Source organism: Amycolatopsis sp. A133 (assembly GCF_031082405.1).
Lineage (GTDB): Bacteria > Actinomycetota > Actinomycetes > Mycobacteriales > Pseudonocardiaceae > Amycolatopsis.
In genome coordinates this window covers 155501-168557 of record NZ_JAVHJU010000015.1, presented here as the reverse complement: position 1 = coordinate 168557, position 13057 = coordinate 155501, and the positions used below count along the sequence as shown (strand labels likewise).

The window sequence follows — 13057 nt, the reverse complement described above, 5'->3', positions numbered from 1 at the left end:
GTCTTTGGACGGCACCACCGACAATTTTTTTTGTCTTGACAGATCAGACCGTCGGAGTCACGCTGTCCGCATGACCACCACGACCGCTGCCGACGGCACGAAGATCGCCTACACCCGCACCGGCGCCGGCCCCGCGCTCGTCCTCGTCGACGGCGCGATGTGCTACCGCGGCTCGTCGCCCAACGACGCGCTGGCGAAGGAGCTGGCCGCGCACTTCACCGTGTACACCTACGACCGCCGCGGCCGGGGCGAGAGCACCGACACCGGGCCCTATGCGGTCAGGCGTGAGGTCGAAGACCTCGCCGCGCTCTTCAAGGAGGCGGGCGGCGAGGCGTTCCTGTTCGGCATCTCCTCCGGCGCCGCGCTGGCACTCGAAGCGGCTCGCAGTCTCCCCGTGCCGAAGCTGGCGGTGTACGAGCCGCCGTTCGTCGTCGACGACACCCGTCCCCGCGTCCCGGCCGACCACGCGGCCCGGCTCGACGAGGCGCTGCGGGAAGGCAAGCGTGGCAAGGCCGTCAAGCTGTTCATGACCGAAGGCGTCGGCCTGAGCGGTACGACGGTGGCGATGATGCGGGTCCTGCCGTTCTGGGCGAAGCTCAAGCGGGTCGCCCACACGATCCCGTACGACTCGGCGCTGGTGCTCGAACACCAGTCGGGCGAACCCCTGCCGGCCGCTTGGCCGGAGGTCGAGGTCCCGGTGCTGGCGATCGACGGAGGCCGCAGCCCGGACTGGATGCGCCACGGCGTGGCGTCACTGGCGAAGGTGCTGCCGTCGGCGGAGTACCGGACGCTGCCAGGCCAGACGCACATCGTAAAGGCTCCGGCGCTGGCCCCGGTGCTGACCGGGTTCTTCCTCGGCTGAGCGGTGGAGAATGGCACCATGCGCATCCGGATCCTCGACGCCGACATCACCACGCTCGAGGTCGACGTCGTCGTCAACGCGGCCAACTCCTCGCTGCTCGGCGGCGGCGGGGTCGACGGGGCCATCCACCGCAAGGGTGGCCCCGAGATCCTCGCCGAGTGCCGGAAGCTGCGAGCCGGGCACTACGGCAAGGGCCTGATGACCGGGCAAGCCGTCGCCACCACCGCCGGGAAGCTGCCCGCGAAGTGGGTCGTGCACACCGTCGGCCCGGTGTGGTCGGCCTCCGAAGACCGCTCGGAACTGCTCGCCGACTGCCACCGCAACGCGTTGCGGGTGGCGCGGGAGCTCGGCGCCCGGACCGTGGCGTTCCCCGCCATCTCCACCGGCGTCTACCGCTGGCCCATCGAGTCGGCCGCGGGGATCGCGCTCACCACGGTCTCCGAAGCCGAAGCCGGCCCCATCGAAGAGGTCGTCTTCGCTCTGCGCGGCGAAGCGGCTGTGCAGGCCTTTCGGTCTCGTCACAACTCCCTTGCCTGAACGATCACCGAGCGGGCAGGGTGCAGGCGTGCCCACCCGCGCCCTGGTCTTCGACTTCGACGGCACGCTCGCCGACACCGAGTCCGCCGTTCTGCAGGCCTGGCAGGAGGTCTTCCGGGAGCACGGCACCGAGCTGCCGCTGGCCGCCTGGTACGCCGTGATCGGCACCCAGCACACCACGCCCGCGATGTTCGCCCTGCTCGCCGAGCACGCTCCGGACATCGACGTCGAGGCGCTGCGCCCGGTCACCAAGGCCCGCGTCCACGCGCTGCTCGAGACCCTCGGCCCGCGCGAAGGCGTCCTCGGCTACCTCGAGACCGCGCGCGAGCGGGGCATCAAGCTGGCCGTCGCCTCCAGCTCGTCCGGGGGCTGGGTGCGGCCGCACCTCGAACGGCTCGGCATCGACGGCTACTTCGACGCCGTCCTCACCGGGGACCGCCACAAGGCCAAGCCCGACCCCGACCTCTACCTCGCCGCCCTCGACGCACTCGAAACAGCGGCCGAAGCGGCCATCGCCTTCGAGGACACCCCGCACGGCGTCACCTCCGCCAAGGCCGCCGGGCTGACCTGCGTCGCCGTGCCGAACGCCATCACCGAGAGCCTCGACTTCGGGCAGGCGGACATCGTGCTGCCGTCGTTCACCGCCAAGCCCCTCGAAGCCCTGCTCAGCCGCTGACCAGCGCCAGCAGCCGGTCCAGGAACGGCAGCTGGCCCTTCACCAGCTTCTCCCGGGCGTCCTCCAGCAAAAACCACGCGACCCGGTCCACCTCGGGGAACTCCTGCTGACGGCCCGAGCGCGGCGGCCACTCCATCGTGAACGTCCCGGGCACCACCGAGGCCGGGTCGAGGTCGGCTTCGACCGCCCACGCCGTGACGACCTTGCCGCCCGACTGCTTCACCACGCCCAGCTCGACGTACTCGCCGTCGGGCGCGGGCAGCCCCAGCTCCTCCTCGAACTCCCGCCGGGCCGCCTTCTCCGGTGACTCGTCCGGCTCGAGTTCGCCCTTGGGCAGCGACCACGCGGCCGCGTCCTTCTTGGCCCAGAACGGCCCGCCCATGTGCCCGAGCAGCACTTCGACGTCGTCGCCGCGGCCGCGGTAGAGCAGGAGCCCGGCACTCTGTTTGCCCGCCATCCGCCCAGTCTGCCGAAAGACTTCAAGATTTTTCCGCGCGGGTGTCGAATCCGGCGGGGGCCCGATCGACGCGTGGGCAGAAGGCAAGCGGAACCCAGGGAAGGAACCACCATGACCGCCACCATCGCCCCGCAGACCACCACCACCGCCACCCAGGCGAAGAACCAGGTCACCGGCATGGTGGTCGGCGCGAGCAGGATCGTGATCTCGTTCCTGTTCGGCTTCCACGGCCTGCAGGGATTCGGCTTTTTCGGCGGGATCGACGGCCAGGGCGGCGGCGTCCCGTTCGGCTCCTGGCCCGGCTGGTGGGGCAGTGTCCTCGAGCTCGCCGGCGCCGTCCTGCTGCTGATCGGGCTCGCCAGCAGGCCGGCCGCGATCCTGCTCTCCGGCGTGATGGCCTACGCCTACTTCACCGTGCACGCCCCGATGGCGCTGCTGCCGCTGCAGAACATGGGCGAGCCGTCGGCGGTCTACGCGTGGGTCTTCCTGCTGTTCGCCGCGATCGGCCCGGGCCGGTTCGCCGTCGACGCGCTGATCAAGCGCCGGCGCTGAGGAGAAGACCGAGCGCGGTCCGGTCAGTAGCCGCCCTGGGCGGCCGCGAGATCGGACCGCGCCATCACGTGTTCCATCAGGCTGGTCAGCACCTGCTTCGTCGAGTCGCGCTCGCGGGCGTCGCACAGCAGCAGCGGGACGTCCATGCCGACGTCGAGCGCCTGCCGGACCTCCTCCGTGCCGTAGCGGTACGCCCCGTCGAAGCAGTTCACGCCGACGACGAACGGCAGGTTGCGGCGCTCGAAGAAGTCCACCGCGGCGAAGCAGCTGTCGAGCCGCCGCGTGTCGGCCAGCACGACGGCGCCGAGCGCGCCCTCGGCCAGCTCGTCCCACATGAACCAGAACCGGTCCTGCCCCGGCGTGCCGAACAGGTAGAGGATCAGGTCGGGGTTGATCGTGATGCGGCCGAAGTCGAGCGCAACCGTCGTGGTGGTCTTCTGCTCGACGCCGGACAGGTCGTCGACACCCTCGGACGCGGTGGTGATGACCTCCTCGGTCCGCAGTGGCGGCACTTCGCTCACCGAACCGACCATCGTGGTCTTGCCGACCCCGAACCCGCCGGCGATGAGTACCTTGACCGCGGTCGCGGTCAGGTTCCGCCGGGGGTCAGAGTTTCCGGATGCCATCAAGAACCGCCTGCAATACGTGTCGGTTGGGAGTTTCCTGGGCCGGTGCCGCGGTACGGAACAGCACCAGGTTCTGCTCGATGAGGTCGCTCAGCATCACCTTCACCACGGGCAGCGGGAGATCGACCCGGGCAGCCACCTCGGCCACCGAGACCGGCCGCTGGCACAAGGCGATGATGCGCGCGTACTCCGGTTCGAGCATGCCCGCTTCGTGCGCGGTGCGCAGGGCGACCACGAGCGTGATGAGGTCGAGCCCGAGCGTGTCCGACCGGGTGCGGCCGCCCGTGACCGCGTACGACCGGACCAGCGGGCCGGCCTCGTCGTCGAACCAGGCTTCGTGCCGTGCGCTCATAGTGTGGGCTGGACGCCGGCGCCCGTGCGGGGCGCGGAAGTGAGTACCTGGCCGACTCGCTTCACCATCAGGTTCATTTCGTACGCAACCAGCCCCATGTCGGCGTCCTCGCGCGCCAGCAGGGCGAGGCAGGCGCCCCGCCCGGCCGCCGTCACGAACAGGAACGCGTGGTCCATCTCGACCATCGTCTGGCGGACGTTGCCGCCGCCGAAGTGCCGCCCGGTCCCGCGGGCCAGGCTCTGGAACGCCGAAGCCACCGCGGACAGGTGTTCGGCGTCCTCCTCGGAAAGGTTGCCCGACCGCCCGATGAGCAGGCCGTCCGAGGACAGCACCACCGCCCGGTCCGCCCCGGCGACCCGCTTGACGAGGTCGTCCAGCAGCCAGTCGAGCTCGTGGGCGCCTGAGTTGACCATTACTCGCGCTCTCCGTACCTGTCGTCGTTCTCGGGAAACTCTTCGTCACGGGCCCGGCGGGTGCCCTGCTGGAAGGCGGACAGCCTGCTGCGGGCGGCCTCCGGCGAGTCCAGCCGGACCTCTTCCCGTTCTTGTGCGGGCTTATCTTCCCGCAACTGGGGAACGAGGTTCTGCTGACGTCGCCGTTGCGGCAGCGGCGGGCGGCCGGGCGCCTCCGGGCGGCGCGGCTGCTGCGGACGGCCTTCGGGCGTCGAGGCGGCTCGCGGCTCCTGCGGCGGCCACACCGGCTGCTGCGCGGCGGGCCGCGCCGGGCGCGAGGTCCGGGCGGGCGGCGCGGTCGGCCGGACCGGGACCACCGGCTGGGCCTGGGTCGGCTGGCTCACCGGCTCCGAAACGGACCCGGCGGGCACCGGCGTCGGCGCGGACGGCGGCTGCACCGGGGCCGGCGGCGGGACGGTCACCGGCGGGACGGCCGCGGGCGGCGGGGTCACGGCGGCGGGCGCCGTCACGGGCGCCGGCGGTTCGGTGCGGTGCCGGGCCGGGCGGCGCACCGGCCGCTTGAGCGGCGCGACCTCGTCGTTGGCCGTCGTCTCCGGCTCGACCGGGTTCGGGACGAGCTCCGGCTTCGGCGGGGTGATCGGCTGCTCCGGCTCGGTCTCCGCCAATGGGGCCAACAGGTCGGTGCGCACCAGCACGATGGCCCGGGTGCCGCCGTAGGCCGACTCCCGCAGGTGCACCTGGATGCCGTGCCGCGCGGCCAGCCGCGCGACCACGAACAGCCCGAGGCGCGGCTCGTCCGACAGCGCCATGATCCCGAAGTCCGGCGGGTCGGCCAGCATCGTGTTGATCTCTTCGGTCTGGTCCGGCTCGAGCCCGAGGCCCTGGTCCTCGACCTCGATCACAACGCCCTTGCCGACCACGTTGCCGCGGATCTCGACCCGCGACTGCGGCGGCGAGAACGCCGTCGCGTTGTCGATCAGCTCGGCGAGCAGGTGCACGAGGTCGCCGACGACCGGGCCGCGGATGGCGATCTGCGGGAGCACCGCCGTCTTGACCCTGGCGAAGTCCTCGGTTTCGGCGGACGCGCCGCGGACCAGCTCGGCCAGCCCGACCGGGTTGCGCCACTGACGGCCCGGCTGCCCGCCGCCGAGGATGATCAGGTTCTCGGCGTTCCGGCGGGCGCGGGTGGAGAGGTGGTCGAGCTGGAACAGCGTGTCCAGCTGGTCCGGGTCCTCCTGCTTGCGCTCCGCCTGGTCGAGCACCTTGAGCTGGCGGTGCACGATGACCTGGCTGCGGTGGGCGATGTTGAGGAACACCGTCTTGGTGCCCTCCTTGATCTTCGCCTCTTCGATGGCGGCCGCGATGGCCGTCTGCTGCGCCTTGTTGAACGCGTCGGCGACCTGGCCGATCTCGTCGGTGCCGTGGTCGAGGAAGTGACCACCCTCTTCGAGGTCGACGGGCTCGCCGGCCTGGACGCGCGCCACCAGCTCGGGCAGCCGGACCTCGGCCGCGTCGAGGGTGTCCTCGCGCAGCCGGTGCAGGCGGCCGATGAGCCGGTTCGACAGCCGGACGGCGACGAACACCACGAAGACCGCGAACAGCACGGCGATCACACCGGCGATCAGCGACTCGGTGAACGTCGAGTCGGCGTCGTTGATCGCGGCCTGGCTCGCGTTCGAGCTCTGCAGGATGAAGATGCCCATCAGCGCGGCACCGACCTGGCGGGCCGCGGCCCGCCACTGGTCCTGCGGCACCGGCAGCTTCGACAGGTCGCCGCGCAGGAACGCGGTCTCGACCTGGGTCACCACCTGCCACGGCTGGCTGGCGAGCAACTCGTCGTACTTGGCCTTGACCTCGGGGATCAGCTTCGGCGCCGACGCGTCGAGCTGGGCGTGGTAGGCACCGACCTGGCCGACGTAGGCGCGGAAGTCGTCGTTGGTCAGCCCGCCCGCGGCCAGCCCGGCGGCGGCGAGCGCGTCACTGCGCTGCATCGCGTCGGCCGCGGTGAACAGCGGGATGGCGGTCAGCCGGTCGAACGCGTTCTGGGCGCCGCGCGCGTTCTGCGCGAGCCCGGCCACGCCGTCGGTGAACTGGTCGATCATCTTGTTGTAGTAGGCGAAGGCCTGGTTGATCTGCATCTGGCCGCCGTCGATCGCCTGACGGTTCGGTGCCAGCTGCTGGTACAGACCGAAGAACGTGGTGATGTTCTTCAGAACGCTCGGCGGGGTGTCGTCGTAGTCCGCGAAGTTGTCCCTGAGGTACTGGATCGTCTTCGCGGCGTTCTCGTCCGTCTTCGGCCGGACGGCCGCGAGCGCGGCGCGCTGGCTGCTCTGGCCCGCGAGCAAGCTCAGGGTGGCCTGGCGCTCCTGCTGCAGCGAGGCGAGGAACGGGATCGACGGTGCTTCGGAACCGCGGATGCGGTTGGTGTAGTCCCGGCCGGTGACCGCGTCGTAGATGAGGTAGCCCGCGAGAGCCACGCCGACGAGCAACAGCGCGACACTGGGGACGAGCGCGATCGTGAGCACGCGCTTCCGAATCGAGGATCCCCGGTTGCGTCGAAGAGAAATCTGCTTCACCTGGGTCCGTTTTCCTTCCGGCAGTACATGGTTTCGGGTCGCCCGAGGTGGTCTGCACCCGGATTCCGACCAGCCGGATCAACATCACCGTGGTCTGCTTCGCCCGCGACGACGTTAGGCAGCCCTCCAGGGCGCGTCAAGTCCGTGGCGAGAACGTGATCTTGAAACGGTGACCCGTCCACACTTGCTGCCTGCGCTTGGAAAGTCCACCACCGAAAGTCGTGACGTGCGTCCCAGCTCGACATCCGTTCCACCGCACCGGGTGCGGTCCGGAACCGGTCACGGTCCACCCGGGACGCTCCGGCCGGCCCGCTACGTACGACAGCGCCGAATCGTTCGGTGAGAAACATCACGGACCCCCGACCGCGCCCGCGCGCGGGCGCTTCATCCGGGCATGATCGCTTCCGGAAAGCGGAATACGCGGCGTCGACGAGCGTAACCGCGGATTCACCGGGGAGTGAGCCGGAATTACCGCAATTCCGCAAACGTGCCCGTTCGGACACTCCGCGTGGTCCCGGAACCGGTTCCGCGGCCCGCCCGCCCGCTCAGCCGGGGAACTCGTCGGCCAGGGTGTTCCAGAAGAGCAGCTCGTAGCTCTGGAAGAGCCGCGCACAACGGTGCGCCTCCCGCTCGTCGAGCCGGCGCGCGTCGAGGCCCGCCTGGATCGCGGCGAGCGCTTGTTCTTCAATTTCCGGAACGTCCGCAGCAAAGAAGTCGAAGAACGCGCACTGCTCGTCGGTGAACCCGTAGTGCTCGCGCATGCCGGCGGCGACGTCCCGGCAGTACCGGCCGAAGGCGGCGAAGTTCGCGAAGATGCCCGCCGCGGTGGCCGCGGACTCGCCGTTCAGCGCGAGCCAGGCGACGTATGCGGGGTAGGCCTGGCAGCCCGCGCGCGGGCGTTCCTCGCCGTGGTCCGGACCAGTGGCCGCGAGCAACGCGTCCAGCATCCCGTTCGCCTGCTGCTCGCCCGGCGCGAGACCGCCGAAGAAGGTCCGCGCGTTCGGTTCGCCGGCCCGGGCGGCCAGCTCGTGGAAGCTCCGCCAGTCGCTCAGTGTGATCAGCTTTTCCTCCGCGGCGAGCGCGGCGAACACCGCGCGCGGCGCGCGGCCCGCCGTGATCAGCGGCACGAGCCGGTTGTCGGCGTCGCGCGGCCCGAGTTCGGCCTGGATCTCTTCGAGCAGCTTGCGCGCCGACCGCGTCATCGGTTCCCCCTGGAGTCCGTGGTCCCTCCATTGAAGCGTGGTTCCGGTGCGGCCGCCCGTGTACACAGTGGACGGTCGTGGGGACCTGACCGCTATGTCCGGTTCGACGGCGACGGTTGACGTGGCCGCGATTCTCTATCCCCCCGCGCCGGGAGCCCCTACAGTGTGGCCATCCGGAGCACCGAGGAGGCCAGCGTTGACCACCCCGTCCGTCGCCGAGCAGACCGAAGGCCAGACGATCCCGCGGCTGCTGCACCGCAACGCGGTCGAGTACCCGGACCTGCCGGCGATCACTTCGCTCGACCTCGAAGGACAGCCGACGCTGACCTGGCGGGAGTTCCGCACCGCGATCGCCGAGGTCTCCCGCGGACTGGCCGGGCTGGGGCTCGCCCCGCGCGACCGCTTGCTGATCATGGCGCCCGGGTGCCCGGACCACATCGTCGCCGACCTCGCCGCGACGCACCTGTCCGCGATCCCCTGCACCGCCTACGCCACCCTCAGCCCGGACCAGGTCCGGTTCGTCGCCCGGCACAGCGCGGCGCCGGTCGTGGTGCTCGGCGGGGAGGCCGAGCTGGCGCGCTGGCGGCCGGTGCTCGACGACCTCCCGGCGCTGCGGCACGTCGTCGTCATGGACGAAACCGCGATCCCCGCCGGTGACGACCGCTTCCTCTCCTTCGCCGATCTGCGCGCCCGGGGCCGGGAAGCGCTTGCCGCCGACCCCGACGTCTTCGAACGGTCCTGGCAGGAGATCAAGCCGGACGACCCGCTGTCGATGATCTACACCTCCGGCACCACCGGTGACCCGAAGGGCGTCGTCCTTTCGCACCGCAACGCGATCCACCAGGCGTACGCGGTCACCGAGCTGCACCACCCGCCGATGCACGCGACGAACATCGCGTACCTGCCGCTCGCCCACATCGCCGAGCGGGAGCTGTCGATCTACCTGCCGATCGTCTGGGCGGGGCACGTCCACACCCTCGCCGACCCGTCCGGCGTCGTCGGCGCGCTCGGCCAGGTGCACCCGCAGAGCTTCTTCGGCGTCCCGCGCGTGTGGGAGAAGATGGTGGCCGGGCTCAAGAACATGCTCGGCGGCGTGCCGGAGGACCGGCGCACCGCGCTGCTGCAGGCGAACGAGCTGCTGCAGCAGGGCTACAAGCTGCGCAGCGCCGGCAAGCCGGTGCCCGAGGAGCTGGCCGAGCGGATCCGGCAGGCCGACGAAGCCGCGCTCGCCCCGATCCGCGCGCTGCTCGGGCTCGACAAGGTGCTCGTCGCCTCCAGCGGCGCGGCCGCCATCCCGGTGGAGATCATCTACTTCCTGGCCGGGCTCGGCATCGAGATCTGCGAGGTCTGGGGCCTGTCCGAGACGACGGGCGCGGCGACGTCCAACTCCGCGGAGGCGTTCCGCGCGGGCACCGTCGGCAAGGCGGTCGAAGGCGTCGAGGTGAAGGTCGCCGAGGACGGCGAGCTGCTGGTCCGCGGCCCGATCGTGTTCCTCGGCTACCTGCAGGAGGACGGCACCATCGCCGGCGCCACCGACGCCGACGGCTGGTACGCCACCGGCGACATCGGCACGATCGACGAAGACGGCTTCGTGACGATCACCGACCGCAAGAAGGAACTGATCATCACCTCGAGCGGCAAGAACATCGCGCCGACCCGCATCGAGGGCCTCCTCAAGGAGCACCCGCTGATCGGCCAGGCGGTCGCGATCGGCGACGACCGCCCGTACGTGACGGCGCTGATCGTCCTCGACGACGAGATCGCCCCCGGCTGGGCCGCGGCGAACGGCGTCGAAGCGTCGCCGGAAGAGCTCGCCGACCACCCGGCGGTGCGGGCCGAGCTGGAGCGCGCGGTCGAGTCGGCCAACAGCAGGCTCGCACGGATCGAGCAGATCAAGCGCTACCACGTGCTCCCGAAGACGTGGACGCCCGAGTCCGGCGAGCTGACCCCGACGCTGAAGCTCAAGCGCCGGGTCATCAACAACCGCTACTCAGCCGACATCGAGGCCCTCTACGCAACAGTCCGCGACCCCTCCCCAGCCACCCCCTCCTGACCCACCCCGAGCTTTCACGTGAAAGCTCCACTTTGAAACGCAAAGCGCCACTTTCCCTATGAAAGTGCAGCTTTGAGACGCAAAGCGGGTCAGGCGGTGCGGGGTGAGGTTGACTCCGTCCACTTGCGCAGGCGCGGCGGGACGCGCTTCTCCAGGCCGTAGTTCTCCAGGTGGGCGGAGAAGACCTCGTCGAACGCCTTCTGCACGGTCTCGGTGTCCCACACCGGGCGCTCGAGGATCGGCTGCTTGAGGAACGGCTGGCCCATGACGTGCAGCTGCGGGCCGTTGCACCGGATCATCTGGCCGGTGATGCCGTCCGAGCCGTCGCCGAGCAGGAACAGCACGACCGGCGCGATCCGCGACGGCGTGCGGTCCGGCGGGCAGGCGCGCAGCGAGCGTTCGGACTTCCACACCATCCGCGTGTGCGCGAGCGGGCAGACGGCGTTGACGCGGATCCCGACGTCCTCGAGGTCGAGGGCCCATGAGTAGGTCAGCGACGCGACCGCGCCCTTGCTCGCCGCGTACACGCCGAGCTTGCGCTGCCCGAGCGAGGCGCCGGAGGAGATGTTGACGATGGAACCGCCGGTGCCCGCGTCGACCATCGCCTTGATCGCGGCCAGCCCGGTGTTCACCACGCCGAGGACGTTGACCGCGACGAGCTCCCGCGCCTGCTCGGCGTCGTCCTCCCAGGGCAGCGCCTCGTAGTTCAGCCCGGCGTTGTTGACCAGCCCGTCGATCCCGCCGAACTCCTTGACGCACAGGTCGACGATCTCCTGCGCCTCGCCCGCCTCGGCCACGCTGTGCCCGCTGGCGACGGCGCGGCCGCCGTACGCACGGATGTTCTCCGCGGTCCGCTCCGCCAGGTCGGCGTCGACGTCGTTGACCACCACCGCCCCGCCCGCCCGCGCGACGTGCACCGCGAACGCCTCCCCCAGGCCGCGCCCGGCACCGGTGACCACGACCGCCTTGCCCTGCATCAACCCGTCCATCGCTTCTCCCCGATCTGCGGCGCCGGCGGCGCGCGGTCCGCCCACCCCGGCCGGCCCTCCGTCCAGTCTTCGCCCATTCGGTCCAACGCGGCATCGCCGCGACGACGAGCGGCCGCCGCCTTGCGCCGAGCGAGTCGGGTTCGATCAGCCGGACGTACCGGTGGGCCGGTCACGAGGGGGTGACCGGCTCGCATTCAGGGGACACCGGCGCGTAACCGGCGCCATACTGTGGGTGCTTCCCGGTGGTCGACCGTGACACCCCCGGACGGGATCGTCACCGGAGAGGCACAATGCGGACGGTCCATGTTCACTCGATCGGGGGACGGTGGTTACGAGGTGACGACGCGCGCAAAACCCCGGCTCCGGGCCGTACTGGCCAACCGGGAGTTCCGCGCGCTGTGGTTCGCCGAGACGCAGTCGATGCTCGGCGACCAGCTGACCATCGTCGCGCTGGCCATCCTCACCTTCGACCGGACCGGGTCGCCGCTGCTGTCGGCCGTCGTCTACTCGCTGACGTTCCTGCCCGCGCTCGCCGGCGGCCTCGGGCTGTCCCAGCTCGCCGACCGGTTCCCCCGGCGGGCGGTGCTGGTGACCGGCTCGTTCGCCCAGGCCCTGCTCATCGGGCTGATGGCCCTCCCCGGGATGCCGATGGGCTGGCTGTTCGTGCTGTTCGTCTTCGCGCGGCTGGCGAACGCGCCCGGCAACGCGGCGCAGAACGCGCTCGGCCGCGAGGTCTTCGCCGACGACGACGTCTACCTGCAGAGCCAGGACCTGCGCGGGATCACGAACAACACCGCGATGCTGGCCGGTCTCGCCGCCGGCGGGCTGCTGGTGACCACCATCGGGACGTCGTGGGCGCTGGCGATCGACGCGCTGACGTTCCTGGTGGCCGCCGTCGCCGTGCGGCTGCTGGTGCTGCGGCGGCCCGCTGCGGGCAACGGCGGTGCCCCGTGGTTCGGCGCCGTCCGGCAGGTTTTCGGCGACGAACGGCTGCGGGTGCTGCTCTACCTGTCCTGGCTCGTCGGCCTGGCGGTGATCCCGGAGGGGCTCGCCGCGCCGCTCGCCGCACAGCTGGGCGCCGGCGACCAGGCCGTCGGCTGGCTCTTGGCCGCCGACCCGCTGGGTTTTGTGCTGGGGACGTTCCTGCTGTCGCGGTTCGTCACGACCGAGCACCGCCGCAAGCTGCTCGGCGTGCTGGCCGTGCTCCCGCTGGCCGCGCTGACGGCGTTCGCGCTGCGGCCGAACCTGGCGTTCGCGCTGCTCCTGCTCGCACTGGCCGGCGCGACGGGCGCGTACGTCATCACGGTGTCGGCCACGTTCATCACGTGGGTGCCGAACGACATCCGGGGCAGTGCGGGTGGCCTGTACCGGACCGGGCTGCGGGTGGCGCAGGGGGTGGGCGTCGGCGTGGGCGGGCTGGTCGCGCAGGCGCTCGGGTCCGCGCACGCGACCATCGCGCTCGCGGGCGCGACGGGACTGCTGCTGGCCGTGCCGGTGGCGTTCGCCTGGCGCCGGGTGCGCGGGGCGGAACCGCCGTGGCCGTCATGAGCGCCCGGTGCCACCTCCGGGTACGACCAAGATCATGAATGGCATTCGCGGACGGCACGGGTGACAATTCAAGGGTGGTTCAGAAGTCGCGGTTGCTCATGGGGGCCACCTCCATGCGGGGAGAGTCTCGCAGAACCTTTTGCGCCGCGTTCCCGGCAGTTACTCCGGGGACTCGGCCGATCCGTTGCTGTGGGATGGTACCCGGTTACGGAAT

The 13057-nt window shown here is 71.0% G+C and carries 13 protein-coding genes; 6 read left to right on the top strand and 7 right to left on the bottom strand.

Annotated elements, in window-relative coordinates:
• The first annotated feature begins 70 nt into the window (after window positions 1-70).
• From Q5425_RS14915 to Q5425_RS14905, 3 genes are read left to right on the top strand one after another with little or no spacing between them, the layout of a single operon-like run.
• Complete coding sequence (locus Q5425_RS14915) at window positions 71-862, top strand: alpha/beta hydrolase (RefSeq protein WP_308672792.1); 792 nt, start codon at window positions 71-73, stop codon at window positions 860-862.
• An 18-nt stretch (window positions 863-880) separates the two neighbouring features.
• Window positions 881-1399, top strand: a complete 519-nt coding sequence (locus Q5425_RS14910; protein ID WP_308672791.1) for an O-acetyl-ADP-ribose deacetylase — start codon at window positions 881-883, stop codon at window positions 1397-1399.
• Window positions 1400-1427: 28 nt separating this feature from the next.
• A complete protein-coding gene (locus tag Q5425_RS14905; RefSeq protein ID WP_308672790.1) occupies window positions 1428-2075 on the top strand; it encodes an HAD family hydrolase in 648 nt (215 codons plus the stop codon).
• On the opposite strand, the gene Q5425_RS14900 is transcribed toward Q5425_RS14905, so the two are convergent.
• Window positions 2065-2532: an NUDIX domain-containing protein gene (locus Q5425_RS14900; protein WP_308672789.1), complete on the bottom strand. Its 468-nt coding sequence runs from the start codon at window positions 2530-2532 to the stop codon at window positions 2065-2067. The genes Q5425_RS14905 and Q5425_RS14900 overlap by 11 nt on opposite strands.
• Window positions 2533-2643: 111 nt before the next feature.
• Here Q5425_RS14900 and Q5425_RS14895 point away from each other — a divergent pair, with 111 nt between their 5' ends.
• A complete protein-coding gene (locus Q5425_RS14895) occupies window positions 2644-3084 on the top strand; it encodes a DoxX family protein (protein WP_308672788.1) in 441 nt (146 codons plus the stop codon).
• Between the two features lie 23 nt (window positions 3085-3107).
• Here the strand turns inward: Q5425_RS14895 and Q5425_RS14890 are convergent, their stop codons facing one another.
• The 5 genes from Q5425_RS14890 to Q5425_RS14870 form a co-directional block, all read right to left on the bottom strand.
• Window positions 3108-3710 (bottom strand): ATP/GTP-binding protein, encoded by a 603-nt coding sequence (locus Q5425_RS14890; protein WP_103344348.1) that lies wholly within the window; start codon window positions 3708-3710, stop codon window positions 3108-3110.
• Entirely contained in the window at window positions 3691-4062 is a 372-nt protein-coding gene (locus tag Q5425_RS14885) for a DUF742 domain-containing protein (protein WP_308672787.1), read from the bottom strand. Before Q5425_RS14885 ends, Q5425_RS14890 begins: the two co-directional genes overlap by 20 nt.
• Complete coding sequence (locus Q5425_RS14880) at window positions 4059-4475, bottom strand: roadblock/LC7 domain-containing protein (RefSeq protein WP_308672786.1); 417 nt, start codon at window positions 4473-4475, stop codon at window positions 4059-4061. The genes Q5425_RS14885 and Q5425_RS14880 overlap by 4 nt, the downstream gene beginning before the upstream one ends.
• Window positions 4475-7000 (bottom strand): nitrate- and nitrite sensing domain-containing protein, encoded by a 2526-nt coding sequence (locus tag Q5425_RS14875; RefSeq protein WP_308672785.1) that lies wholly within the window; start codon window positions 6998-7000, stop codon window positions 4475-4477. Before Q5425_RS14875 ends, Q5425_RS14880 begins: the two co-directional genes overlap by 1 nt.
• A gap of 596 nt (window positions 7001-7596) precedes the next feature.
• Window positions 7597-8253 (bottom strand): transcriptional regulator, encoded by a 657-nt coding sequence (locus Q5425_RS14870; protein WP_308672784.1) that lies wholly within the window; start codon window positions 8251-8253, stop codon window positions 7597-7599.
• 196 nt (window positions 8254-8449) lie between these two features.
• On the opposite strand from Q5425_RS14870, the gene Q5425_RS14865 reads away from it, so the two are divergent.
• The gene (locus Q5425_RS14865) at window positions 8450-10306 is read left to right on the top strand and encodes an AMP-dependent synthetase/ligase (RefSeq protein ID WP_308672783.1); all 1857 of its coding nucleotides are present in this window, start codon (window positions 8450-8452) and stop codon (window positions 10304-10306) included.
• A gap of 89 nt (window positions 10307-10395) precedes the next feature.
• Here the strand turns inward: Q5425_RS14865 and Q5425_RS14860 are convergent, their stop codons facing one another.
• Window positions 10396-11295, bottom strand: a complete 900-nt coding sequence (locus tag Q5425_RS14860; RefSeq protein ID WP_308672782.1) for an SDR family oxidoreductase — start codon at window positions 11293-11295, stop codon at window positions 10396-10398.
• A gap of 303 nt (window positions 11296-11598) precedes the next feature.
• On the opposite strand from Q5425_RS14860, the gene Q5425_RS14855 reads away from it, so the two are divergent.
• Window positions 11599-12843 (top strand): MFS transporter, encoded by a 1245-nt coding sequence (locus Q5425_RS14855; RefSeq protein WP_308672781.1) that lies wholly within the window; start codon window positions 11599-11601, stop codon window positions 12841-12843.
• Window positions 12844-13057: the final 214 nt, after the last annotated feature.